Below are 22,397 nucleotides of genomic sequence, written 5' to 3' on the forward strand. Positions count from 1 at the left end.
CCGGGCGACACGGCGGGGGCGCCGGCCGGGCCGGTCAGCGGGTCTCGCCGGTTCCGGTCGCGCGTTCCAGGACCTCCAGGACGGTCCCGGCGAGCAGCGCGACCTTGTAGTGGTTACGGGCCGCCGGAGCGCACCGGGCGGTGACCAGCCCGGCCGCCCGGTCGAGGGACTCACCCGCCAGGAGCGCCTCCTCCACCTCGGACAGGCGTACGGGGACGCGGGCGACGCCCCCCACGGCCACCCTGGCGAAGGTGATCCTCCCGTCGTCGACGACGAGCCGCGCCGCCGCCTCCACCAGTGGCCACTCGGCCTCGGACCTGCCGATCGCCCGGTGGTAGGAGGCCCGCTCTCCCGGCACGGGCGGCGGCAGGAGGACGGAGAGGAGGATCTCCCCCGGGGGCAGCAGGTGGTCGCGGGACGGGTCCGAGCCGTCTCCGTACAGGTCGGCGACGGGAAACGGGTCCCCGCCGTGCGCCTCGGCGGAGGCGTCGCAGGCGAGCAGGGCCACCGCCAGCGACGACGGGTGCGGCGCGACGCACGGGCCGCTGTCGAGGATCGCGGCGTTCGGGGCGAGCCCGGCGCGGGCCGGGCAGTGGTCGCCGCCGTTCTGGTGGCAGGAGAAGGCCGGGTTGCGGAAGTACGCGCAGCGGTTCCGCTGCAACAGGTTGCCCCCGACGGTGGCCACCTCCCGGATCTGGGGCGTGGCCAGGCCCGCCGCCGTCAGCGCCAGGCAGGGGTGGGCGGCGCCGAGGCGCGCGTCGCGGGCCAGCCGCGCGACCGTGGTCAGCGCGCCGATCCTGACGGAGCCGTCCGGCTGCCAGGTGACGCCGGACAGGTCGGGCAGGCCGCGCAGGTCCACGTGCGGCCCCGCCGCGCGGCGGCCCATCAGGTCGGTGCCTCCGGCGCGGAACTCGCCCCCGCGCCGCACGGCCTCGCCGAGGTCGGTGAGTACGGTCATCGAACACCTTCCAGTGTGGGGATCCAGGGGCCGCGCTCCGGGGAGAGGTCCGTCGGGCGAGCCCTTCCGAGTGGGCCGGGGGACGCCTTCGGGGAGAAGGCCATCGGGCGCCCCCTCACGAGCGCCCTGAACGCCCGTTCCAGGTCCAGGTCCAGGTCCAGGTCCAGGTCCAGGTCCAGGTCCAGGTCCAGGTCCAGGTCCAGGTCCAGGTCCAGGTCCAGGTCCAGGTCCAGGTCCGACTGTGGCCGCGGCCGCGGAGAGAGGATCAACGGGTGATCCCCTCGAGGAGCCGGTCGGGGCGGATGGGCAGGTCGTGGGGGCGCCAGCCGGTGGCGTTGTGAACGGCGTTGCCCACCGAGGCCGCCACGCCGACCGTGGAGATCTCCCCGACCCCGACGCCGTGGCCGGTGACGTGGTCCCACCCGTCGCGGTGGAAGTGCACGGTGATCTCGGGGGTGTCGCCGATGCCCGGGATGCGGTAGTCGTCGAGGTTCGCGGTCAGCACGGTTCCCGTCACCGGGTCGACCAGGCGCTCCTCGTACAGGGCGTAGCCGATGCCCTGCACGACGCCGCCCTCGCACTGGCTGCGCGCCAGCCGCTCGGCGTAGATGTGGCCCACCGCGATCCCTGCCCACACCCGGAGCGGCCTGACGACGCCCAGACGGGTGTCGACCTCGACCTCGGTGACGTGGACGGAACCGCTGAACCCGCGGCCGATCGCCATGCCGCCCACCGGGAACGGGGTGACGTAGCCGTGCCGGTCGCGGCGGCGCCCGCCCACGACCCTGGCTCCGTCGGTCACGCCCAGCTTCCGCAGGCGCCGCGCGGCGTCGCGCGCGGCGGGGGCTACCGAGGCGGTGGTGCGGCTGCCGATCGAGGGCGGCCCGTGCACGGCGCCCGTCCTGCCGATCTCGACGCGGACCCGCTCGGCGGGCAGCCCGAGTTCCTCGCACACGACGCCGGTGATGACGGTGCGGATGCCGGTCCCGATGTCCTGGGTCGTGGTACCGGCTACGACCACGTCGCCCTCGACGCGCAGCTCCACCTCCGTGGCGGGGTCGAGCATGTAGGGCCAGTTGGCGGCGGCCACCCCGACGCCCCGGCGGAAGCGGCCCGTCTGGGAGCCGGTCCGCGGCCTGGCCGTCCACTCGGGCAAGGTCATGGCCAGGTCGTAGAGGGCGTGCCGTTTGCGGTTGCCGTCCCAGCGGCGGCGCAGCGCGATCGGGTCCTCGCCCCGGCGGTGGGCGGCCTCGTCCACGGCCTGCTCCAGCGCCCAGAGCATGGGGGGCGCCCCCGGCCCGCGGAACGGGGCGCCCGGCGGCTCGTTGGTGACCACGTCGTAGTCGCGGAGCCGCCGGGGCGCGGTGCCGTACATGAGGCGGGCCATCACCGCGACGGCCGACCCGATGGCCACGCCGCCGCGCCCGTGGACGTCCATGGTGAGGGCGGCGAGGTCGCCCCGGTCGTCGGTGAGCAGTTCGATCGTGGTGCGGGTGCCGGGGCGGTTGCCCGCGTCGGTGAGCTCCTCGGCGCGGCTGAACACCACGCGCACCGGCGCGCCGCAGGCCCGCGCGAGCTCGACGGCGACGATCGACTCGGTGCCGATGCCGCTCTTGGCCCCGAAGCCGCCGCCGACGTGGTCGGTGACGACGTGCACCCGCCCGGCGGGCAGGTTCCACCGCTTGGCGGCCTGTTCGGCGGCGAGGCCCACGGTCTGGGTGGACAGGTGCAGGTGCAGGTCGCCCTCGTCGTCCCAGCGGGCGACGCAGGCGTGCGGCTCCAGCGGGGTGTGGACCTGTACGGCGGTGGTGAACGTGCCGGTCACCAGGTGAGGGCCGGCGTCGCGCCTGGCGGCCTCGATCCGCTTGACGGCGGTGCGCCCGCGCCAGCTCGCCCTGGTGAAGGGGCCGCGCACGTTGCCGTCCCAGCCGCCGGGCAGCTCCACCCCCTCGCTGGAGCTGGGAACGTGCTTCCTGGCGGCCTCGTCGTAGACGGGCGGGGCGTCCGGCGCGTCGTCGAGCGCGGCGGGCATCGAGTCGTAGCCGATCTCCGCGGCCTCCGCGATCGCCAGCGCCTCGCGGCGGGTGGGCGCTGCGACGGCGGCGACGGGCTGGCCCGCGTAGCGGACGGTACGGTCGGGCGGCAGCAGGTCGACCACGTGGGCGGCGTCCACCCTGACCGAGGTGACGCGGGCGTGCGCCCTCGCGGAACGGATGATCACCCCTTCCAACTGGCCTTCGAGGCGCACGTCGGTCGTGTAGCGGGCGCGGCCGGCGACCTTGTCCATCGCCTCCACCCGGGCGGGCGTCCCCTCGGCGCCGTCGTGCTCCCCCCGGCAGGCGGCGGCGATCGCGGCGTGGATCCCTTCGTACGCGCCGCACCTGCACAGGTGACCGGCGAGGGCGGCGGCGATCCGCTCGCGCGGCGGCGCGACGTCGCCGTGCTCGGCGCGCCAGGCGTCGACGAAGGCCGCGCCCTCGACCGCGAACCCGGGTGTGCAGTAGCCGCACTGCAGGCCGTCGTGGACCGCGAGCGCCCGCTGGACGGGGTGGTCGAGACCCTCCGCGGTGGTGATCTCGCGGTCCTCCAGGGCGGCGGAGGGCAGCAGGCAGCTCGCCTGGGGCACGCCGTCCACCATGACCGTGCACGCGCCGCAGACGCCGGTACGGCAGGCGGCCTTGGCGCCGGTAAGGCCGAGTTCGTCACGCAGGACGTCCACGGCGGCGTCGTCAGGTCCGGCGTCCACCGTGGCGGGCAGCCCGTTCACCGTGATCTTCATAGCTCTCCAGTTGACGTCGTCAACATCACGTTGACAGTGTCAACCAGGTACGTTGACGTTGTCAACACGGGATGCCGGGGAAGGGACCCACATGGTGGACGACACCAGGACCCGCCTGGTCGAGAGCGCGCTGAGACTGCTGCGCGAGGAGGGCCTCGACGCCGTGACGCTGCGCGCCGTCGGCGACCTGGCCGGCCTGTCCCGTACGGCCCCCTACCGGCACTTCGCCGACAAGACCGCGCTGCTGGCGGCGCTCGCCGTCCGGGTCCTCGCCGACCTCACCGCGCACATCGCCGGGGCGATCGGGGAGGGGGCGGGCCCGCGCGACCGGCTGCGGGCCTTCTACCTGAGCTACGTCGAGTACGCCGCGGCGCACCCTGAGGAGTACCGGCTGGTGTTCGCCTCGGAGTTCCTCGCGGGCAGCCACCCGGAGCTGGAGACGGCGATCGACCAGGTGATGACCGCGCTCGGCCTGGGAGGCCCCTGGGAGGGCCCGGCGCACAAGGCACGGGTGATGGCTTTGCTCGCGACCGCCCACGGCCTGGCGGAGCTCGCGGTGGCGGGACAGTTCGCCCACAAGGGGCTCATGTACGAGGACATCGTCGACGTCCTCGTCGCCCCCGACGACGAGCGGTGAGACGGCGGACGGCCCGGTGGACGGGCGCGGCCGGCGGACGGCCCGGCGGTCGGATGCGGCCGGCGGACGGCCCGGCGGTCGGATGCGGCCGGCGGACGGCCCGGTGGGACGGTCCGGTGGGACGGTCCGGTGGGACGGTCCGGCGGTCAGGTGCGGCCGGCGCCCCCCACCTCACCGTCCCCGGGACCGCCGCCCGGCGGTCGCGCCGAGGTGACGGACGGCCTCGCGCGGACGGCGTCCTTCGCTCCGCCGTCCCCGAAGTCACCCCGGGCGGGCGGGGCGGCGTCCGGGGACGCCCGGACCCCTGTCGAGACGCCGCGTTCGGCGGTCGTCGCCACGTTGCGCAGCATCGGCCCGAAGATCAGGCTGTGGAAGGGCGCGACCGACCACCAGTAGAGGTGCCCGGCCAGGCCGCGGGGATGGAAGATCGCCCGCTGGCCGTAGACGGTCTCTCCCCGGTGGGTGAGCACCCGCATCTCCAGCCAGGCGAGACCGGGCAGGCGCATCTCCGCGCGCAGCCGCAGCAGGCGTCCCGGCTCGACCTCCTCGACCCGCCAGAAGTCGACCGAGTCGCCCACCCTGAGCCGCCGGGGGTCGCGACGCCCCCTGCGCAGGCCCACGCCGCCGACCAGCCGGTCGAGGAGGCCGCGCAGGCTCCAGGCCAGGGGCAGGGAGTACCAGCCCACCTCTCCGCCGACCGCCTCGACAACCGCCCACAGAGCCTCCGGTGAGGTGTCGACCCGGCGGGCCCTCGCGTCCACGTACAGGCTGCCGCCCGCCCAGTCGGGGTCGGTGGGCAGCGGGTCACTCGGCGCGCCGGGGGTGGAGGCCGAGGACCAGCGGGTGAGGACCTTGGCCTCCTTGACGCGCTGGAGGGCGAGTTCGACCGCCCGCCTCAGCCCGACCAGGCCGCCGGGCGGGTCCTCGACGTAACGGGCGATGTCGTGCTCGCCACAGACGGCCTCGTTGCGCAGCGACTCCACCAGCGGGCGGGCCAGGGCCGCCGGGACCGGGGTGACCAGCCCCACCCAGTGGCTCGACAGGCCGGGGCTGAGCAGCGGGACCGGGATGATCAGCCGCGGGGGCAGCCCGGCGACCTCCGCGTAGGCCCGCATCATGTCGGCGTAGGTGAGCACGTCCGGGCCGCCGATGTCGAAGGAGCGGTTCACCTCCTCCTCGATGGAGGCCCAGGCCACGAGGTAGCGCAGGACGTCGCGGATCGCGATGGGCTGCGTCCTGGTGCCGACCCACCGCGGCGTCGTCATCACGGGCAGCCGTTCGGTGAGGTGGCGCAGCATCTCGAAGGAGGCGGAGCCGGATCCGATGATGACCGCCGCCCGCAGCACCACCGCGGGCACCGAGGAGCTCAGGAAGATCTCCCCCACCTCGACGCGGGAGCTCATGTGCGGCGAGAGCCTCTCGTCCGGCGCGGGACCACCGGGGTACGAGTGCCTCTCGTCCGGGACGAGACCGCCGAGGTAGACGACGCGGCGGACCCCCGCGCGCTCGCACGCGGCGGCGAAGGTGGTGGCCGCCTCACGGTCGGCGGCGGCGAAGTCGCTTCCCCCGCCCATCGTGTGGATCAGGTAGTAGACCACCTCGACGCCCTCCAGGGCCCCGGCGGCCTGCTCGGCGTCGGAGGCGTCCGCCTGGGCGACCTCGACCCTGGAGGCCCACGGCTGGTCGCGCAGGCGGCCGGCCGACCTCACCATGCAGCGGACCTCGTGCCCCGCGTCCAGCAGTTCGGGGACGAGCCGCCCCCCGATGTATCCGGTCGCGCCGGTCACGAGACATCTCATTCAGACATCTTCGTACGGCGCCGCCCGGCGGTTGCGGCCGGGCCGCGTCACGGGCTCACGGCTTCGCGTTCACCGCTGTGTTCACCGCCGGGTTCACCGCGTTCTCCGGCTCAGAGCCTCCGCTGGAACTCCTCGCGGATCCCCAGGAGGATCTCACGGGTGCGCGTGACGGGCTCGGCCTCGATGCACAGGCGCTCCATGACCTCCAGGTAGCTGTCGACGTCGTCGCGCTTCTCCAGGTAGACGGCGCTGGTGAGCTGCTCCATGTAGACGACGTCGGGCAGGTCGGGCTGGGAGAACCGCAGGATGCTGAAGGGCCCTCCGGCCGCGGCGTGGCCGCCGACGCTGAACGGCACGATCTGGACGGTCACGTTGGGCAGTTCGAGCGCCCGCAGGATGTGGTCGATCTGCTCGCACATCGCCTGGACCCCGCCGAGCGGGCGGCGCAGCACCGCCTCGTCCAGCACGGCCCACAGATGGGGCGGCTCCGGGCGGTGCAGCAGCCGCTGGCGTGCCATGCGCAGCTTCACCCTGCGGTCCAGCTCCTCGGCGGAGGCCGAGGGGAAGCCCAGCTGGACGACGGCCCGCGCGTAGCCCTCGCTCTGCAGCAGGCCGGGCACGAACTGGACCTCGTAGTTGCGGATGCCGGTGGCCGACTCCTCCAGGCCCACGTACGTCTCGAACCAGGGGGGCAGCACGTCGTTGTAGTTGTGCCACCAGCCGGTGAGGTTGGCCTTCTCGACGAGGGACAGCAGCGGCTCACGCTCGGCGTCGCTGGTCACCCCGTACAGGGTGAGCAGGTCGGCCACGTCCCTGATCCGGAAGCTGACCCTGCCGAGCTCCATGCGGCTGACCTTGGAGTGCGAGGCGCGGATGGAGTGCCCCGCCTCCTCCAGCGTGATGCCCCGATGCTCGCGCAGGCGGCGGAGCTGCGCGCCCAGAACGATCCGCAGCACGGTGGAGCTACCCCTCGGCGCGGCCATGGGGGTGGGACTGACCGGCCGGCCGTCGGCGTTAGGTGTGATCATCTACAGTCCTTTGGGCGCGGAACGCGAGCCTCTGCCCACTCTTTGTGGCGATCGCGAGCCTTCACGGTACTCCGCTCGCCGCGCTCAGACTATAGAGAGTTTTATCTTTCAACCACAGCCGCGGATTTTCAGATGATCAGATCGTCGAACTCCCCGCCCTTCACCCTGCGGACGAAGTCGTCGGCCTCGCGGCGGGTGTAGATCAGCGCGGGCCCCTCGGGGTCGCGGGAGTTGCGCATCGCGACCCTGCCGTCGGGAAGCTCCGCGAGTTCCACGCAGTTGCCGCTGGGGTTGCTGAAGTGGCTCTTGCGCCAGACGACGCCGTCCATCAGGGCGGCTGACATGCCGTTGTACAGCTGGTTCATCCTCGCCTCTCACCGATCAGGGAGGGATACACACCTCGAGCATAGAGCTTTTTGTGCAGATGCACGTGCATCTGTACTTGCCTATGCACATTACGGAAGGCAAGATGACTAGACGGATCAACCTCGCCATACGATCGCCCCCCTCCGCAAGGTCGCCGATGACTGGTTACCAAAGACATGAAGCCACACCCATCCGAGCTGAGATCGGAGGGTGGGAACGGTGGTTGTCGATGCTTGATCACCTACTCCCCCCAAGCGGCCTGCCCCCCTGGGCAGGCGAAGAGGGCCACGCCGGCCAGTTACAGATGGCCGTGCGCAGCCTCCGCTACGACCCGTGCGCGGCACGGACCGCCCGCGAGTTCACCACCAGGGCCCTGCGAGCCTGGGAGCTGGAGCCGCTGATCGACGACACCGGCGTCGTGGTCTCCGAACTCGTGACCAACGCCGTACGCCACGGCACGCGGGGTGTCCTGCACGCCCGCTCCTTCCCCGAGGTCAAGGTGATCCTCTGCCACACCGAGCGGTCGATGCTGTGCGCGGTCACCGACCCCAGCGACCAGGGACCCTGCCTGCGCGAGCCCGACTACGAGGCGGAGAACGGCCGGGGACTCCAGCTGGTCGACGGCGTCAGCGAGACGTGGGGCTGGGCTCCGCTGGAGAGCCGCGGCAAGGCGGTGTGGGCGGCCTTCGCCCTGCCCCCGAGAGGTGAACGCCACCTGGAGGCCTGCCACTGACGCCATGCGAAGGCCCGCCACCGGCGACACCCGGAAATCCGTCACACCGACGGCACCCCGGAACCTCTCTCCGGCGGAACCGGGAAACCCGTGGCCGACGGCACGGAGGCCCGCCACCAGCGGCGCGGCGCCGTGAGCGCGGCCCGGCCCCGCCTGCGGCGGGGGGGACGGGAGCGGGACATGGGCGGCCGAGTGCCCAAAAAGTGACACGAACAGAAGGAGACTCTGCCAAGAAATACATCACAGCGTGGGCGGAAGGTCGATAATGTCCGCTGGAACCGCATGGCTGGATGGAGGGCATCATGGCGTCGCCACAACCTGAGCGCCTCAGGTTCGACCCCACCATCCCGAACGCGGGCCGGATAACCGACTACTTCCTGGGTGGCAAGGACAACTTCGCCACCGACCGCGCCGCCGCGCAGGCGGCACTCTCGATCGCCCCCGAGCTCCCCGCCATGTCACGGGAGGGGCGCAGATTCCTCGGCCGCGCCGTGCGGTTCCTGGTGGAGGCCGGCATCCGCCAGTTCGTCGACATCGGCTGCGGCCTGCCGACCCAGGGCAGCGTGCACCAGATCCTGCGCGGCATCGCGCCCGAGGCGCGGGTCGTCTACGTCGACAACGATCCGATGGTGGTCGTCCACGCCCAGGCCCTCCTGAAGGAGAACAGCCCGGCCACGGTCATCGAGGCGGACCTCCGCGACCCGGAGCGGCTCCTGGCGCATCCCGGCCTCACCGACGTGATCGACCTCGACGAGCCCGCGGCGATCCTGCTGTTCTCGATGCTGACCGACATCCCCGACGACGTGCAGGCCCTGCAGTCCACGGCCGCCCTGCAGAAGGCCCTCGTGCCGGGCAGCTACATGGCCCTCTCCCACGCCGTCTCGGACCTGTACCCGGAGAGGACCGCGCGGCTCGCCGCCCTCTTCCAGGACAGCGGGTCGATCACCGGTCCCCGCCGCACGAACCTGCGGACCAAGGCCGAGGTCGAGCTCTTCCTCGACGGGCTGAAACCGGTCGAGCCGGGCGTCGTCTACATCCCCGAGTGGCGGCCGGAGGGCGAGGCACCCCACCGGCCGGACTCCATCTGGGTCGTCGGCGGAGTTGCCCGCAAGGAATAGACTTTCTTGGGAAATAACCGGGTTTTTTATGTATTCACTGCGCCTTGACATCTGTTCACACAACGCGCGGTTCTTTAGTGTCACAGGCAACAGAGGAGATGACACATGAGTGACGCGTCCCGGCGGCCGGGGGCGGGCCTGGACACCAGCGTTCCCAACATCGCCAGAATGAACGACTACTTCCTGGGCGGTAAGGACAACTTCGCCGCCGACCGCAAGGCGGCCGAGGAGGTGCTCGCCATCGCGCCCGAGGTCAGGGCCATGACACATGAGGCCCAGGCGTTCCTGGGCCGGGTGGTGCGCTATCTCGTCGGACAGGGCATGACCCAGTTCGTCGTCATCGGCTCCGGGCTGCCCAACCGCCGCAACGTCCATCAGGTGGCCCAGGAGATCGCGCCCGACACCCGCGTGGTCTACGTCTCCAAAGACCCGGTGGTGCTCTCCCACGCCCGCGCCACGCTGGCCACCAACCCGTACACCACCGCCGTCGAGGGCGACGTCCTGCACCCCCGCGAGCTGCTCACCGACCCGGAACTGCTGCGCCTGGTCAACCTGGACCTGCCGGTGGCCGTGCTGATCCTGTCGGCCCTGCAGTTCATCCCCGACGAGGACGACCCGCACAAGAGCGTGGCCATCCTGCGCGACGCGGTGCCGGTCGGCAGCCACTTCGGCATCGGCCACGTCGTCTTCGACACGCGCTCGGAGGTCAAGGCCCCGCTGGTCGAGATCTTCCAGCGGGTCCTCGGCCGCACTGAGGACGCCTCGCGGCGGAGCGAGCAGGTGCTGCGCTTCTTCGACGGGCTGGAGCTGGTCGATCCGGGCCTGGTCTACATACGCCACTGGCACCCCGACAACCCGCTCGCCGCGCAGGGCCGCGACAAGACGTGGACGATGGGCGCGGTGGCCCGCAAGATCGAGGGCTGACGAGGGCTGACGGGGGCCGGCGGCACCGGCCAGGCCCGCGACCGGCGGGTCCCGCGCGCCCGGCCTAGCCCGCGACCAGGAGGTCGTCGCGCTCCACGGCCTCCAGCGAGAGCGTCTTGTAGCCGACCTCGTCGAAGAGCACCGTGATCCGGTCGCTCTCCCTGCTCATCACCATCCCCGGACCCCAGGCGCTGTGCCGCACCCTGGCGTGCATCGCGAAGGGCCCGCCGTCCCCGGCCATGGCCTCCGGCTCGTCGGGCAGGCCCGCGCGGCAGGTGTCGCAGGCCTCGCAGCTGCGCTCGCGCGGCTCGCCGAAGTACTCGAGCAGGAAGCGGCGGCGGCAGCCCGTGGTCTCCGCGTAGGCGCGCATCATGTCGATCCGGGAGTCGTCGATGCGGCGCCGGGTGTCGTCCAGCTCGACGGCACGCGCCGCGGCCGCCTCGGGCTCGGGACCGCCGGGCACCCGGCGCAGGTCACCGTCCCCGGTGACCTCGATCGCGCCCGCCCGCTCCAGCAGGTTGACCAGCCGGGTGAGCCGGGTGGCGCCGACGTCGAGCAGGGTTCGCATCTCTGCCGCGGGTACGGTGCCGCCGTGCTCGTGCACCAGCGTGGCGACCCGCAGCAGGAGTTCCTCGTCGGCCCGTCCCCCGGCGAAGAACCTGCGCAATCCGAGATCCTCGGAACGGTAGAACAGCACCGCGGCGGCGGGCTCGCCGTCCCGCCCGGCCCGGCCGATCTCCTGGTAGTAGGAGTCCGGTGACTCCGGCGGGGCCGCGTGCAACACGAACCGCACGTCCGGCTTGTCGATGCCCATGCCGAACGCCGAGGTCGCGACCACGACGTCCAGCTCGTCGTCGCGGAACATCTCGTGGATCCCGTGGCGCTCGGCCGCCTTCATCCCCGCGTGGTACGGCTCGGCCCTGCGACCGGCCTCGCGCAGCGCGGTGGCGTACTCCTCGGCGGCGCGGCGGGTGGCGACGTAGACCAGGCCGAGCCCGGAGCGGGACGCCGCGTCCTCCACCAGCGCCCGCCTCAGGTCCTCCTGGGTGACGAAGCGGCGCACCTCCAGGTCGATGTTGGGCCGGTCGAAGCCCCGCACGACCTGGCGGACGTTCCTCAGGCCGAGGGCGGCGACGATCTCCTCGCGTACCGCGGGGGCGGCCGTGGCGGTCAGCGCCACCACCGGCGGATGCCCCAGCCGCTCGATGACCTGGCCCAGCCTCAGGTAGTCGGGCCGGAAGTCGTGGCCCCACGCCGACACGCAGTGCGCCTCGTCCACCGCGATCAGCGAGGGCCGCGCGGCGCGCAGTCGCTCGACCGTCTCCGGTTTGGCGAGCTGCTCGGGTGAGAGGAACACGAACTCGGCCGTGCCCGCCCGTACGGCCTCCAGGGACGCCTCGCCACCGGACTGCGCGGAGTTGACCGCGACCGCTCCGCCCGCGTCGGCCTCGGCCAGCCCGGCGACCTGGTCGCGCTGGAGGGCGATGAGCGGTGAGACGACGACGGTGGGCCCGTCGAGCAGCAGTGCCGGCACCTGGTAGACGGCCGACTTGCCGCTGCCGGTGGGCATGACCACGAGGGCGTCGCCCCCGCCCAGCAGGTGACGCATGGCGTCGAGCTGTCCGGGCCGCAGGTCCCGCCAGCCGAAGACCTTGCGGGCCACCGCCCGCAGTCTCCGCGCCCTCGGCCCGAACCTGTCCTTGATGCTCATGCCCTCCGCCTTCCCGCCGTGTGACGGCCAGTTACCCGCGGATCGGGGCACTAGTCACACAACGCCCCCTTGATCACCGGAGGGCACGAGACGGGCAGGGCGGGCCGCGGGCACGAGCGGAAGACGGGCCCGGCCTGTCAGAGGCACGGCTCTCCCGTCAGGGGCACGGCGGCCGCGGGGATCGTGACGGCCGCCGCGGTCGTCGTGACCGCCGCAGCCGTCACGGCCGTCGTACTCACCGCGTTCACCGCGTTCACTTCGGCATGAGCACCTTGTCGACGAGGTAGACGACGGCGTTGGAGGTCTGGATATTGCCACAGAGGACCTTGGCGTCGTTGACGGTGAAGTCCTCACCGGAGCCCTTGACGGTCAGCGTCCCTCCCTGCATCGTGGTCAGCTCGCCGCTCGCCAGCTCCTCCGGAGTCTTCTTCCCCTCCACGACGTGGTAGGTCAGGACCTTGGTCAGCTCCGCCTTGTCGGCCAGGAGCTTGTCGAGCTGGTCCTTCGGGATCTTGGCGAACGCCTCGTTGGTGGGCGCGAACACCGTGATGTCCTTGGCGGAGTTGAGCGTCTCTGTCAGGCCGGCCTGCTCGATCGCCTGGGCCAGCGTGGACAGGGAGGGGTTGGCGGCGGCGGCGGTGGCGACCGGCTGCGAGGCCATCTCGCTGAGGCTGCCCTCGCCGCTGGCGGGCAGGGACGCGCATCCGGGACCGAACGGCTCCGTCATCGCACCCGAAGGCTCGGGCGACATGCTGTCCGTGGGCGCGGCGCTCTCGCTGGGCATCATGGAGTCCGTGGGTGAGGCGCTGTCGGTCGGGAGCGGGGTGGGAGAGACGATCCGTACGGGGGCGGCGACCGCCTGCGCGGCGGGGACGGCGGTCAGGGCGAGCACGGTCAGGGCCGATGCCAGAAGAGACTTCTGCTTCACGGTTATCTCCTTGATTGGGCGGATGAGCCATCCGGGTCCGTCGGCGGGTTCCCGAGCCACTCATGTCCTGCATTGGAGATCAATTCCCTGATATTTGGTGCTAAATGCCCCATTAGAAGACTCTTGACCACATATCTCCTGAGAGAGGTAGCTATTTTCCATTCGGTGGGGCGTTAATTCGGGCGTGCCGTATCCCCGTAGAGTGGGAATCATGAGCCCAAAGATCGCAACCAACGAGGTCGTCTCCCGCGACCGGCTTCTGGACTTCCTCCGTGGCCGCCACCGCGCGCTGGTCATCACGGCACGGCGCGACGGCAGGCCGCAGGCGTCCCCGGTGGCCTGCGGCGTCGACGCCGAGGGCCGCATCGTGGTGTCCACCTACCCCGAGCGTGCCAAGACCTCCAACGCCCGCCGCGACCCCCGGGTGAGCGTCGTGGTCCTGTCGGACGACTTCGACGGCCCCTGGGTGCAGGTGGACGGCACGGCCGAGGTCCTCGACCTGCCGGAGGCCCTCGAACCGCTGGTCGACTACTACCGGTCCATCTCCGGCGAGCATCCCGACTGGGACGAGTATCGGGCGGCCATGGCGCGGCAGGGCAAGTCGCTGCTGCGCGTCACCCCGGAGCGCTGGGGCCCCATCGCCACCGGCGGCTTCCCCGCCCGGCTCGCCTGAGAGCCTGGCGCCGGAACCGGCCCGCCCGGCGGCACGAGCCGCTCCCTGGCGAAGGAGACAGGCCGGACGGGATGGGGCGCAGGTCCAGGCCGCCGACGTCGAGGACCCGCGCGACCTCCGGGCGGGCGGTGCCGGGCACCTGGGTGCCGGGGGCCGTGCCCGCCTCCCCGTTCCTCGTGCGGACTATCCCAGCTTCACGGTGATCTCTCCCCCGAGCCGGAAACCGCCGGTCAGCTCCAGGTCGTCACCACTCCAGAAGCGGCCGGGGTCGTACCAGTTCGGCCGCCGCCCTCCGGGCAGCAGCCCCATGGCCTCGTACGTGACCGCGACGACCTCGGCGCAGTAGGCGCTCTCCAGGGCGCTCTCCTCCGCGCCCCGTTTGAAGATCTTGGGCACCCGCCCCCTCATCCAGCGGCCGGCGAGCCTGGCCGTCGACGGGAAGGGCGTGCCGTCCAGCCGGGCGACGGTGCGCAGGACGGCGTCCTCCATCTCGCGGGGGGTCTGCGGCTCCAGCTGCCGCAGCCAGCCGCGCTGGCCGTATCTGGTGGCCCAGACCGTGACCGCCTCCCGCAGGTCGTGCAGTTGGACGCCGCGCTGGTGGGTTCCCGACCACAGGTCGGGCAGGGAGCGGCCCAGCTCGGCGTGCCACATCAGGGGTGGCATGTCGTCGATGACGACCGACATGCCGACGTGGTTGACGGGGCTGTTCGTCATGGTCTGGATCGCTCGATCGGGCACCGTTCGACCGCGGAACAGCCACACGTCGCCGGTGCGGGTCAGGTTGACGGCCTCATCGAGGCTGATGCTCTTGCCGGACATTCCGATAGCGTAGGCACATGCGATGGTGGAAGATACTCGGTCTGGCCGGTGTGGCGGGCGTCGCGGCCACCGGGGTCGTGATCGCGCGGGCCGAGCGCCGCCGGCAGGCGTACACCCCGGACGAGATCCGCACCCGGCTCCGCGCCCGCCTGGAGGAGCCCTCCGGGGAGCCCTCCAAGAAGTCCCCCGACCCCGGTCTGAGGATCGTCGGCCCCGCCGACCAGGCACCCTAGACCTCCCCGCTCCTCCCCGGAGCGGCCCCGCCGATCACGACCGCCCACCGGGGCTCCCTCGCGGAGCGGAAGCCGGGGGACCGCCGCCGACGACGGACAGCCCGGCGCTCGCCGTGAAGGGGCCACGGAGCCGAGGCGGCCTGGTCACTCGCGTGGGCGATCGACGACTCGGGCGAGTGACGCGCGCGAGGGGCGGGCCGTCTCCCGGCCCGCCCCTCGTGTCCTCGCCGTCAGCCGAAACGGATCGCGGCCGGGTCCCATCCCTCGGGCAGCGGGGCGGGCACCCGGCAGGTGCTCCCGATCTCCACGAACTCGCCCCGCTCCGCGGACTCCGCGATGGCGATCATCGTGTCGAGGACGTGCAGGCCCAGCTCGCCGGTGGTCCGGTGCGGCCTTCCCTCGCGGATGGCCTGGGCCATGTCCAGCACGCCCAGGCCGCGACCGGCCTCGGTGCCCTTGGTGGGAACCGGCACCCACTCGTCGTCGTCGGCCCGGCGCAGCCGCACCTCACCGCCGAAGGTGTTGGGATCGGGCACCTCCATGGTCGCCTCGGTACCGGTGATCTCGACGAACCCGGTGCGGCGCAGCGGCGAGTCGAAGCTGAAGACCAGCGTGGCCGCCTGTCCCGCGGCGAATTCCAGGAGCGCGGTCGTGTGGGTGGGCACCACCACCGGAAACCGCGCCCCGGCCTTGGGGCCGGAGCCGACGACCCGCTCGTCCCTGGCCCTGCGGCCGACCGCGGACACCCGCGCCGCCGGGCCGAACAGGGTCACCAGGGTCGTCAGGTAGTAGGGGCCCATGTCGAACAGCGGCCCGGCCCCCGGCTGGAAGAAGAACTCGGGGTTGGGATGCCACGCCTCGGGGCCCGGCGTCTGGAACAGGGTCAGGGCGGTGAGCGGGGTGCCGATGGCCCCCTCGGCGACGAGTCTGGCCGCGGTCTGCAGCCCGGCGCCCAGGAAGGTGTCGGGGGCGCTGCCCAGGAGTACCCCGGCCGCCGCGGCGGCCTCGACGAGCCGCGCGCCGGACTCCCTGTCCACGGTGAACGGCTTCTCGTTGTAGACGTGCCGCCCGGCCCGGACGGCGGCGAGCGCCACCTCGGCGTGCGCGGACGGGATCGTGAGGTTGACCACCAGCTCCACGTCGGGGTGCGAGATCGCCTCCTCCGGCGAGGTCGCCACCGGCACGCCGTACCGCGCGGCGACCTCCCCGGCGCGGTCCAGGTCGAGGTCGGCGCACGCCACCACCCGCACGCCGGGGAAGGAGGTGAGGTTGCCCAAATACTGGTGGCTGATGTTCCCGCAGCCGACGATCGCCACCCCGAGCGGACCGGTCACGGGCTCACCCGCCCGGCGCCGGCGAGACCGGTCAGGTAGGCGTGGCTGTCGGCCAGCGCCTGGAGCATGTCGGTGGCGCAGTGGTCGAGCTCCACGATCCGCACCGCGTCCGGCGCGGTGTTCAGCGCGTCCACGATGGGCACCCGGCCGGAGCCGACCGCGGTCATCGGGCCCTCCTGGGTGGCGGGGCCGTCCTTGACGTGCAGGTGGCTCACCCGCTCGCCCAGCCGGGTCAGCAGCTCCGACGGGTCGACCCCGCCGGTCGCCGCCCAGTAGAGGTCGACCTCCAGCAGCACCGAGGGGTCCAGCAGCTCCGCCAGCACCTCCAGCGCGGGACGGCCGTCCACCCGCTGCTCCAGCTCCCACCAGTGGTTGTGGTATCCGAGCCGCAGCCCGTGGTCGGCCGCCTCGCGGGCCGCCTCGCCGATGTTCCTGGCCGCCAGCTCGACCCCCTCCCTGTCGGCGAACCACTCGGCGGGGGCGGCGGGCACGATGACGGTCTCCGCGCCGACGGTGACGGCCCCGGCCAGCGCGGCCGCGCGCCGCTCGTCGAGGAGCGGGGCGTGCACGCTGCACACCGAGAGCCCTGCCTCCTGCAGGTCGTCGCGGAGACCGCCCGGATCGAGGTGCACGTCGTACGGCTCGACCGCGCCGTACCCCATACCGGCGATGCGGCGCAGCACGGCGCGGCGGTCGACGGCCGCCTGCTCGCGCACGGAGTACAGCTGGACGGCGAGTGAGCTCATCGGTTCTCCTTAGGCGTGGACACCTCCGCCTGCGGGCGGAGGAGAGAACGCGGTCCCCTATCCCGCGACGGGGAGGACCAGGGCCGCGGCGCCGTACAGGCCGGCGTCGCGTTCCAGGGCGGTACGTTCGACGTTCAGGCGGCGCAGGAAGGCGAGGCCCGCCCGCTTGGCGACCGCCTGGCGCAGCGGGGCGAGCAGGGTCTCCCCCGCCCCGGACACGCCGCCCCCGATGACGACGTCGTCGATGTCGAAGAGCGCCGCCGTGGTGAGGATCGCCGTGGCCAGCGCGTCGGCGGCCCGCTGGAAGGCCAGCTGGGCGACCGGCGTCCCGCGCGCGGCGTCGGCCGAGAGCGCGCGGGCGTCCGGATGCGCGCCGGGAGCGCTCCAGCCGTTCGCCAGCGCCCAGCGGACCATGCTCGAGCCGCTGGCGATCGTCTCCAGGCAGCCGGTCGCCCCGCAGGGGCAGAGCTCCCCGTCGCGGTCCACGGCGATGTGCCCGATGTGCCCGGCGTTTCCGGTCGGCCCCACGTACGGCACCCCGTCGAGGACCAGACCCCCGCCCACCCCGGTGGACACCACGATGCCCAGCAGGGCACGGGAGCGCGAGTGCCCTCCCCGCCACCACTCCCCCAGCGCCATGCACTGCGCGTCTCCGGCGAGCGCGACGGGAAGGCCGGGAAGGAGCTCGCTCACCGCACCGACCAGCGGGAATTCGCGCCAGGCGGGGATGTTGACCGGGCTGACCGTACCGGCGACGGCGTCGAGGGGGCCCGCGGAGCCGATGCCGGCCCCGACCAGATCCCCGGTGCCGGTGTCCGCGCCGGCATCGCGAACATCCTGGACGCCTCGGGCATCCCGGATTTCCCGGATGAGCGAGACCAGCGTCGCCTCGGGGTCCCGGCCGACCGGGACCTCCACCCTGCGTGTCACGGTCCCGTCCGGCCGGACCAGCGCCGCGGCGAACTTGGTGCCGCCGATGTCGATCGCGAGGGCGGTCATCGGCCGGACCGCCCGGCATACCGGAGCGCGACTGGAGGGCAGACGGCCACCGGGGCCACCACGCGGCTGTACAAGGGGATCCTCCGGTGATCGATGGCACAAAGGGCGCTTTCCCCAAGTGACCGGGCAAACAGGGTGAAGGTACGACGGCGATGACAACGTTGTCAACGGCCTATCGGGAGTGCGGAGCCACCGGTTCACCACCGGCCCACTATGAGTTGTGCAGGCTTATCCGATTTAAGGGCAGATACGGTTAGCTCAGGTGTGATGTGAGGAGACTGCGATGACGCACGAACACGCGGGACAGCCCGCCAGACCGTCCGACCTGGTCGACGTGGCCCGTCTGGTGACCTCCTACTACGCCCTGCACCCCGACCCGGGCGAGGTCGGCCAGCGGGTGGCGTTCGGGACGTCGGGACACCGGGGCTCCTCGCTGAACGTCGCGTTCAACGAGGACCACATCCTCGCGACCAGCCAGGCCATCGTGGAGTACCGGGCGGCGCAGGGCATCGACGGCCCGCTGTTCCTGGGCGCCGACAGCCACGCGCTGTCGGAACCGGCCCAGGTGTCGGCGCTGGAGGTCTTCGCGGCCAACGGGGTGACGGTCATGATCGACAGCCGGGACGGCTACACCCCGACCCCCGCGGTCTCCCACGCGATCCTGGCCCACAACCGGGGACGCTCCTCGGGACGGGCCGACGGCGTGGTGGTGACCCCCTCGCACAACCCTCCCGGCGACGGCGGCTTCAAGTACAACCCGCCGCACGGCGGCCCGGCCGGCACCGACGCCACCTCCTGGATCCAGGACCGGGCCAACGCGCTGATCGCCGACGGCCTGAAGGAGGTCAGGCGGGTCCCGTACACCCGGGCACTGGCCGCCGACACGACCGGCCGGTACGACTTCCTCGGCCACTACGTGGACGACCTGCCCTCGGTGCTGGACCTCGACTCCGTCCGGGAGGCGGGGGTGCGCATCGGCGCCGACCCGCTGGGCGGAGCGAGCGTCGCGTACTGGGGGGAGATCGCCGAGCGGCACCGGCTGGACCTGACGGTGATCAACCCGCTGACCGATCCGACGTGGCGGTTCATGACGCTGGACTGGGACGGCAAGATCCGGATGGACTGCTCGTCGCCGTACGCGATGGCCTCGCTCATCGCCAACCGCGACGCCTTCGACGTCTCCACGGGCAACGACGCCGACGCCGACCGGCACGGCATCGTCACGCCCGACGGGGGGCTGATGAACCCCAACCACTACCTCGCCGTGGCGATCTCCTACCTCTACTCCCACCGGCCCGGCTGGCCCGCCGGCGCCGGGGTCGGCAAGACGCTGGTGAGCAGCGGCATGATCGACCGGGTGGCCGCCGACCTGGGCAGGCGGCTGATGGAGGTCCCCGTCGGGTTCAAGTGGTTCGTACCGGGCCTGCTGGACGGCTCGCTGGGCTTCGGCGGCGAGGAGAGCGCCGGGGCGTCGTTCCTGCGGCGCGACGGCTCGGTGTGGACCACCGACAAGGACGGCCTGATCCTGGCGCTGCTCGCCTCGGAGATCATCGCGACCACGGGCCGCTCGCCGAGCGAGCACTACGGCGACCTGGTGGCCCGGTTCGGCGACCCCGCCTACGCCCGTGTCGACGCCCCCGCGACCCGGGAGGAGAAGGCGGTGCTCGCCAGGCTCTCGGCCGAGCAGGTCACCGCCGGCAGCCTCGCCGGTGAGGAGATCACCCAGGTGCTGACCTCGGCCCCCGGTAACGGCGCCGCCCTCGGCGGGCTCAAGGTCTCCACCAGGAGCGCCTGGTTCGCCGCCCGCCCCTCCGGCACCGAGGACGTGTACAAGATCTACGCCGAGTCCTTCAAGGGCCCCGAGCACCTGGAGCAGGTGCAGCAGGAGGCACGCGACCTGGTCTCGGCGTCCCTGGGCTGACGACGACGTGCGACCGGCGGGCGCGTCCCGGACTGTGGACACCCGCCGGTCCGCCGGAACCCCGCGAACCGGCCTCGGACGTGCACCCGGCAGGGCGACCGGCCTCCGCGAGCACGACCTCGGACACGTACCCGCCCGTCGCCCGGAACCCCGCGAACCGGCCTCGGACGTACGCCCGGCGGGGCGACCCGGCTCCGCGAGCACGACCTCGGACGGACATGCCCCAGGCGGCCGGAATTCCCTGGACACGACCTCGGACCGGGCGGGCGCGGCCTCAGGTGAACATGCGCCAGGCGGCGGGCAGGACCGTCCAGCGGCGCCGGGTGATCCGGCCGGTCAGCTCTCCGTCGGCGTTCACCGGGACCGGGCCGCCCTCCACGGTCACCTCCCTGCCGCGAGTGGTGGTCACGTCGCGCAGGCCGGGATGGGTCCCCCGGCGCAGCCGGAGGGCGTAGACGATCCTGTCCAGCGGGCCGGTCGTCAGCGAGAGGACGACGTCGGCCATCCCGTCGTCGGGCCTGGCCCGGGGGGCCAGCGGGGTGCCGCCGCCGATGGTGACGCCGTTGCCGATCCCCACCATGAGCACCGGGCGCCCGTCGCCGACGGAACGGCCGTCCACGGTGACGCGCAGCCGCCAGCCGGGGCTTCGCACGCCCGCGAGCAGTGCTCCCGCCGCGTAGGCGAGCCGCCCGAGCGCCGGCTTGAGCGGCGTGGCCTCCTCGGACGCCTCCGCGCCTATGCCGAGGTGGACCATGTTGACGACGACCCCGCCCTCGTCGTCCACCAGGAGGTCGAGTGGCCGTGGCCGTCCGGCCAGCACGACGCGGGCCGCCACCGGCGGGTCCAGCGGGATGCCCAGGCCGCGGGCGAAGTCGTTGCCGGTGCCCAGCGGGACGAGTCCCACCGTGCGGGTGTTCAGCTCGCCGCGCCGGTGCAGGGTGGCGACCACGACGTGCAGCGTGCCGTCGCCGCCCAGCACGACCACGTCCCCGCCGGGGCAGGCGTCGAGCATCTCGTCCAGGTCCTTCTTCCCGGCGGGCGCCTCGATCACGTCGGCGCCGCCGCCGCGCAGCGTTTCGAGGGCGGCGGTCCTGGCCTCCTCGTCGGCGCTCCCCGCTCTCTCGTTGTAGATCGCCAGCAGTTCGGCCATGTCGTTCCTCCACGTGGTCGTCCCTACGGTCCCTGCCCATCGGAATCCCGATCACGCGGCTCCCTGTCCATCCGCCACCAGCGCAGGGACACCCAGAGCCCGGTCGCGACGCCGATCAGCGCGGCCAGGACGTACACCACGCGGATCGTCGTGTCCGAGGTGTAGCCGTTGCCGGCCACGAGGACGGCCATGAGCAGCGCGGCCAGCACCCCCATGCCCGCGCCCCCCGCGAGACCGAGCAGCCCCACCTTCAGCGCGCGTGACAGGCGGCCGCCCGCGGGCCGGGGCACCGGCGTCATGACGACCATGAGGCGGCTCACGACGAGGGCGGGATCGTCGTCGACCCCTCCGGCGACGAGCTGGACGGCCACCCCGCCCCGCCCCGGCTCGCTCAGGCAGATCCAGTGGCGGTCGTCGAGGAAGACGATGGCGCCCCCCGCGCCGGGAACGGTCAGCCACAGGAACGGCGTGCCCTCGGGGAACGTCCTGACGCCGTGACGGGCCATCGGGGCGTGTACGTCGAGCGCCGCGCCGAGGGCTCGCAGCGCCACCTCCTGGCCGGATCTCCCCACGGCTGCCTCCCTTACCTCATCCCCTCATAATCCCCTCGTAGCGCACGACGCGGCGGTCGCCTCCCGGCGAGGGGGCCGGTGACGGGTCGGGGGCGCTCTGGGAATCGGGACTGTACGGCGGGATCGCGAGCCCTGTACGGGCGGATCCCGGGGACCGGGGCCGAGGGCCCGGTGAGCGGCCGGGTGAGCGGCCGGGTGGCTCTCACCCGGCTCTCACACGGCGGACCTGCCGAGAGAACCGGCCCCGGTGAGGGAGAGGGAGCAGATCTCGTCCAGCACGCCGCGGAGCCTGGCCCGGTAACCCTGGTCGGCGAGCCTGCCGTCGGCGTCGAACTGGTCCGGGGCCGGGGACACGGCCAGTTCCGCGCCGCGTACCACCGCGCCCGCCGCGCCGAGGGCCCTGCGCAGCTGGATCTGCGTCCACATCCCCTCGTGGGCGCGCGGGCAGGCGGTCACCACGCCCACCGGCTTGCCCACCAGGACCGCGCCGCCGCGTGCGGACGAGATCCAGTCGAGCGTGTGTCCCAGCTGCGCCGGGAGCGCGCTGTGCGCCGGCGCGGTGATCAGCGCGCCGTCCGCGGCGGAGAGGCGGTGCCACAGGTCGGCCACCGGCCGCGGGAGCTCGCCCTCCTCGAAGGACGGCACCTGTTCCAGGCCTCGCCAGATCTCGAAGTCCACCGTCTCGGGCAGTTCCCGTGCCGCCGCCTCCAGGAGCCTCCAGACGTACGCCCCCGGGCGAAGGCTTCCCGCGATCCCAACGATTCTCATCCCGGCCCCATCTCTGTCGCCATGCGGCGACGTTACGAGTGAGGGAGATCCCGCCTTCGGTCACGCGGTCGCGGCCGTCAGCGGGGCTGCTCCCCGAACTCACCGACAAAAACCGCTACTCGACGCCACCGTGACACGGGGCGAGGGGTCCGCTCGCGGTACCGGTCGAGCCGCCCCGCTCACGAATCCCGGAACGACGAT

At 72.8% G+C, this 22,397-nt stretch carries 23 protein-coding genes; 8 read left to right on the plus strand and 15 right to left on the minus strand.

Features of this window, described 5'->3' with window-relative positions:
- Positions 1 to 34 precede the first annotated feature (34 nt).
- Genes OG587_RS32510 through OG587_RS32520 form a run of 3 tightly spaced genes read right to left on the minus strand, consistent with a single transcriptional unit; the run spans position 35 to position 3,737 of the window.
- Complete coding sequence (locus OG587_RS32510; RefSeq protein ID WP_329082076.1) at positions 35 to 958, minus strand: FAD binding domain-containing protein; 924 nt, start codon at positions 956 to 958, stop codon at positions 35 to 37.
- Entirely contained in the window at positions 955 to 1,227 is a 273-nt protein-coding gene (locus OG587_RS32515; RefSeq protein ID WP_329082078.1) for a hypothetical protein, read from the minus strand. Before OG587_RS32515 ends, OG587_RS32510 begins: the two co-directional genes overlap by 4 nt.
- Positions 1,224 to 3,737 (minus strand): molybdopterin-dependent oxidoreductase, encoded by a 2,514-nt coding sequence (locus OG587_RS32520; protein ID WP_329082080.1) that lies wholly within the window; start codon positions 3,735 to 3,737, stop codon positions 1,224 to 1,226. Before OG587_RS32520 ends, OG587_RS32515 begins: the two co-directional genes overlap by 4 nt.
- A gap of 91 nt (positions 3,738 to 3,828) precedes the next feature.
- Here OG587_RS32520 and OG587_RS32525 point away from each other — a divergent pair, with 91 nt between their 5' ends.
- Positions 3,829 to 4,374 (plus strand): TetR/AcrR family transcriptional regulator, encoded by a 546-nt coding sequence (locus OG587_RS32525; RefSeq protein ID WP_329082082.1) that lies wholly within the window; start codon positions 3,829 to 3,831, stop codon positions 4,372 to 4,374.
- Between the two features lie 146 nt (positions 4,375 to 4,520).
- Here OG587_RS32525 and OG587_RS32530 read toward each other — a convergent pair whose 3' ends face one another.
- The 3 genes from OG587_RS32530 to OG587_RS32540 form a co-directional block, all read right to left on the minus strand.
- Positions 4,521 to 6,173, minus strand: coding sequence for an SDR family oxidoreductase (locus tag OG587_RS32530; protein WP_329082085.1), 1,653 nt, complete (start codon positions 6,171 to 6,173; stop codon positions 4,521 to 4,523).
- A gap of 110 nt (positions 6,174 to 6,283) precedes the next feature.
- Entirely contained in the window at positions 6,284 to 7,201 is a 918-nt protein-coding gene (locus OG587_RS32535; RefSeq protein ID WP_329082087.1) for a helix-turn-helix domain-containing protein, read from the minus strand.
- 128 nt (positions 7,202 to 7,329) lie between these two features.
- On the minus strand, positions 7,330 to 7,566 hold the full coding sequence (locus tag OG587_RS32540; RefSeq protein WP_329082090.1) for a DUF397 domain-containing protein: 237 nt from the start codon (positions 7,564 to 7,566) through the stop codon (positions 7,330 to 7,332).
- 305 nt (positions 7,567 to 7,871) lie between these two features.
- On the opposite strand from OG587_RS32540, the gene OG587_RS32545 reads away from it, so the two are divergent.
- The 3 genes from OG587_RS32545 to OG587_RS32555 all read left to right on the plus strand — a co-directional run bounded on the left by OG587_RS32545 (position 7,872) and on the right by OG587_RS32555 (position 10,342).
- Positions 7,872 to 8,300, plus strand: coding sequence for an ATP-binding protein (locus tag OG587_RS32545; protein ID WP_329082091.1), 429 nt, complete (start codon positions 7,872 to 7,874; stop codon positions 8,298 to 8,300).
- 302 nt (positions 8,301 to 8,602) lie between these two features.
- Positions 8,603 to 9,418, plus strand: coding sequence for an SAM-dependent methyltransferase (locus OG587_RS32550; RefSeq protein ID WP_329082093.1), 816 nt, complete (start codon positions 8,603 to 8,605; stop codon positions 9,416 to 9,418).
- A gap of 105 nt (positions 9,419 to 9,523) precedes the next feature.
- Complete coding sequence (locus tag OG587_RS32555; protein ID WP_329082096.1) at positions 9,524 to 10,342, plus strand: SAM-dependent methyltransferase; 819 nt, start codon at positions 9,524 to 9,526, stop codon at positions 10,340 to 10,342.
- 64 nt (positions 10,343 to 10,406) lie between these two features.
- On the opposite strand, the gene OG587_RS32560 is transcribed toward OG587_RS32555, so the two are convergent.
- A complete protein-coding gene (locus OG587_RS32560; RefSeq protein ID WP_329082098.1) occupies positions 10,407 to 12,053 on the minus strand; it encodes a RecQ family ATP-dependent DNA helicase in 1,647 nt (548 codons plus the stop codon).
- A gap of 69 nt (positions 12,054 to 12,122) precedes the next feature.
- Between OG587_RS32560 and OG587_RS32565 the strand changes: the two genes are divergently transcribed.
- Positions 12,123 to 12,320 carry a hypothetical protein gene (locus tag OG587_RS32565; protein WP_329082100.1) on the plus strand — a complete coding sequence of 66 codons (198 nt, stop codon included), beginning with the start codon at positions 12,123 to 12,125 and terminating at the stop codon, positions 12,318 to 12,320.
- On the opposite strand, the gene OG587_RS32570 is transcribed toward OG587_RS32565, so the two are convergent.
- Positions 12,307 to 12,981, minus strand: coding sequence for a fasciclin domain-containing protein (locus tag OG587_RS32570; RefSeq protein ID WP_329082102.1), 675 nt, complete (start codon positions 12,979 to 12,981; stop codon positions 12,307 to 12,309). The two genes, OG587_RS32565 and OG587_RS32570, sit on opposite strands and share 14 nt — an antisense overlap.
- Positions 12,982 to 13,192: 211 nt before the next feature.
- Between OG587_RS32570 and OG587_RS32575 the strand changes: the two genes are divergently transcribed.
- Positions 13,193 to 13,654, plus strand: coding sequence for a PPOX class F420-dependent oxidoreductase (locus OG587_RS32575; protein ID WP_329082103.1), 462 nt, complete (start codon positions 13,193 to 13,195; stop codon positions 13,652 to 13,654).
- 183 nt (positions 13,655 to 13,837) lie between these two features.
- Here the strand turns inward: OG587_RS32575 and OG587_RS32580 are convergent, their stop codons facing one another.
- Positions 13,838 to 14,473 carry a hypothetical protein gene (locus OG587_RS32580; RefSeq protein WP_329082105.1) on the minus strand — a complete coding sequence of 212 codons (636 nt, stop codon included), beginning with the start codon at positions 14,471 to 14,473 and terminating at the stop codon, positions 13,838 to 13,840.
- A 17-nt stretch (positions 14,474 to 14,490) separates the two neighbouring features.
- Between OG587_RS32580 and OG587_RS32585 the strand changes: the two genes are divergently transcribed.
- Positions 14,491 to 14,706: a hypothetical protein gene (locus OG587_RS32585; RefSeq protein WP_329094240.1), complete on the plus strand. Its 216-nt coding sequence runs from the start codon at positions 14,491 to 14,493 to the stop codon at positions 14,704 to 14,706.
- Positions 14,707 to 14,936: 230 nt separating this feature from the next.
- On the opposite strand, the gene OG587_RS32590 is transcribed toward OG587_RS32585, so the two are convergent.
- From OG587_RS32590 to OG587_RS32600, 3 genes are read right to left on the minus strand one after another with little or no spacing between them, the layout of a single operon-like run.
- Entirely contained in the window at positions 14,937 to 16,040 is a 1,104-nt protein-coding gene (locus OG587_RS32590) for a Gfo/Idh/MocA family protein (protein WP_329082107.1), read from the minus strand.
- Positions 16,037 to 16,786 carry a sugar phosphate isomerase/epimerase family protein gene (locus tag OG587_RS32595; protein WP_329082109.1) on the minus strand — a complete coding sequence of 250 codons (750 nt, stop codon included), beginning with the start codon at positions 16,784 to 16,786 and terminating at the stop codon, positions 16,037 to 16,039. The genes OG587_RS32590 and OG587_RS32595 overlap by 4 nt, the downstream gene beginning before the upstream one ends.
- Before the next feature lie 57 nt (positions 16,787 to 16,843).
- A complete protein-coding gene (locus tag OG587_RS32600; protein WP_329082111.1) occupies positions 16,844 to 17,785 on the minus strand; it encodes an ROK family protein in 942 nt (313 codons plus the stop codon).
- A 283-nt stretch (positions 17,786 to 18,068) separates the two neighbouring features.
- On the opposite strand from OG587_RS32600, the gene pgm reads away from it, so the two are divergent.
- Complete coding sequence (pgm, locus tag OG587_RS32605; RefSeq protein WP_329082113.1) at positions 18,069 to 19,706, plus strand: phosphoglucomutase (alpha-D-glucose-1,6-bisphosphate-dependent); 1,638 nt, start codon at positions 18,069 to 18,071, stop codon at positions 19,704 to 19,706.
- A gap of 274 nt (positions 19,707 to 19,980) precedes the next feature.
- Here the strand turns inward: pgm and OG587_RS32610 are convergent, their stop codons facing one another.
- The 3 genes from OG587_RS32610 to OG587_RS32620 form a co-directional block, all read right to left on the minus strand.
- Entirely contained in the window at positions 19,981 to 20,856 is an 876-nt protein-coding gene (locus OG587_RS32610) for a diacylglycerol/lipid kinase family protein (RefSeq protein WP_329082115.1), read from the minus strand.
- Positions 20,857 to 20,879: 23 nt separating this feature from the next.
- A complete protein-coding gene (locus tag OG587_RS32615; protein WP_329082117.1) occupies positions 20,880 to 21,428 on the minus strand; it encodes a hypothetical protein in 549 nt (182 codons plus the stop codon).
- Between the two features lie 213 nt (positions 21,429 to 21,641).
- The gene (locus OG587_RS32620) at positions 21,642 to 22,196 is read right to left on the minus strand and encodes an NADPH-dependent FMN reductase (protein WP_329082119.1); all 555 of its coding nucleotides are present in this window, start codon (positions 22,194 to 22,196) and stop codon (positions 21,642 to 21,644) included.
- Positions 22,197 to 22,397: the final 201 nt, after the last annotated feature.

The organism is Streptosporangium sp. NBC_01469 (assembly GCF_036227305.1).
Lineage (GTDB): Bacteria > Actinomycetota > Actinomycetes > Streptosporangiales > Streptosporangiaceae > Streptosporangium.

What these genes read in the sequence shown, in the direction of transcription:
- OG587_RS32510 (WP_329082076.1), bottom strand. Translation starts at nt 958, where the DNA reads ATGACCGTACTCACCGACCTCGGCGAGGCCGTGCGGCGCGGGGGCGAG.
- OG587_RS32520 (WP_329082080.1), bottom strand. Translation starts at nt 3,737, where the DNA reads ATGAAGATCACGGTGAACGGGCTGCCCGCCACGGTGGACGCCGGACCT.
- OG587_RS32525 (WP_329082082.1), top strand. Translation starts at nt 3,829, where the DNA reads ATGGTGGACGACACCAGGACCCGCCTGGTCGAGAGCGCGCTGAGACTG.
- OG587_RS32530 (WP_329082085.1), bottom strand. Translation starts at nt 6,173, where the DNA reads ATGAGATGTCTCGTGACCGGCGCGACCGGATACATCGGGGGGCGGCTC.
- OG587_RS32535 (WP_329082087.1), bottom strand. Translation starts at nt 7,201, where the DNA reads ATGATCACACCTAACGCCGACGGCCGGCCGGTCAGTCCCACCCCCATG.
- OG587_RS32540 (WP_329082090.1), bottom strand. Translation starts at nt 7,566, where the DNA reads ATGAACCAGCTGTACAACGGCATGTCAGCCGCCCTGATGGACGGCGTC.
- OG587_RS32545 (WP_329082091.1), top strand. Translation starts at nt 7,872, where the DNA reads ATGGCCGTGCGCAGCCTCCGCTACGACCCGTGCGCGGCACGGACCGCC.
- OG587_RS32550 (WP_329082093.1), top strand. Translation starts at nt 8,603, where the DNA reads ATGGCGTCGCCACAACCTGAGCGCCTCAGGTTCGACCCCACCATCCCG.
- OG587_RS32555 (WP_329082096.1), top strand. Translation starts at nt 9,524, where the DNA reads ATGAGTGACGCGTCCCGGCGGCCGGGGGCGGGCCTGGACACCAGCGTT.
- OG587_RS32560 (WP_329082098.1), bottom strand. Translation starts at nt 12,053, where the DNA reads ATGAGCATCAAGGACAGGTTCGGGCCGAGGGCGCGGAGACTGCGGGCG.
- OG587_RS32575 (WP_329082103.1), top strand. Translation starts at nt 13,193, where the DNA reads ATGAGCCCAAAGATCGCAACCAACGAGGTCGTCTCCCGCGACCGGCTT.
- OG587_RS32580 (WP_329082105.1), bottom strand. Translation starts at nt 14,473, where the DNA reads ATGTCCGGCAAGAGCATCAGCCTCGATGAGGCCGTCAACCTGACCCGC.
- OG587_RS32585 (WP_329094240.1), top strand. Translation starts at nt 14,491, where the DNA reads ATGCGATGGTGGAAGATACTCGGTCTGGCCGGTGTGGCGGGCGTCGCG.
- OG587_RS32595 (WP_329082109.1), bottom strand. Translation starts at nt 16,786, where the DNA reads ATGAGCTCACTCGCCGTCCAGCTGTACTCCGTGCGCGAGCAGGCGGCC.
- OG587_RS32600 (WP_329082111.1), bottom strand. Translation starts at nt 17,785, where the DNA reads ATGACCGCCCTCGCGATCGACATCGGCGGCACCAAGTTCGCCGCGGCG.
- pgm (WP_329082113.1), top strand. Translation starts at nt 18,069, where the DNA reads ATGACGCACGAACACGCGGGACAGCCCGCCAGACCGTCCGACCTGGTC.
- OG587_RS32610 (WP_329082115.1), bottom strand. Translation starts at nt 20,856, where the DNA reads ATGGCCGAACTGCTGGCGATCTACAACGAGAGAGCGGGGAGCGCCGAC.
- OG587_RS32620 (WP_329082119.1), bottom strand. Translation starts at nt 22,196, where the DNA reads ATGAGAATCGTTGGGATCGCGGGAAGCCTTCGCCCGGGGGCGTACGTC.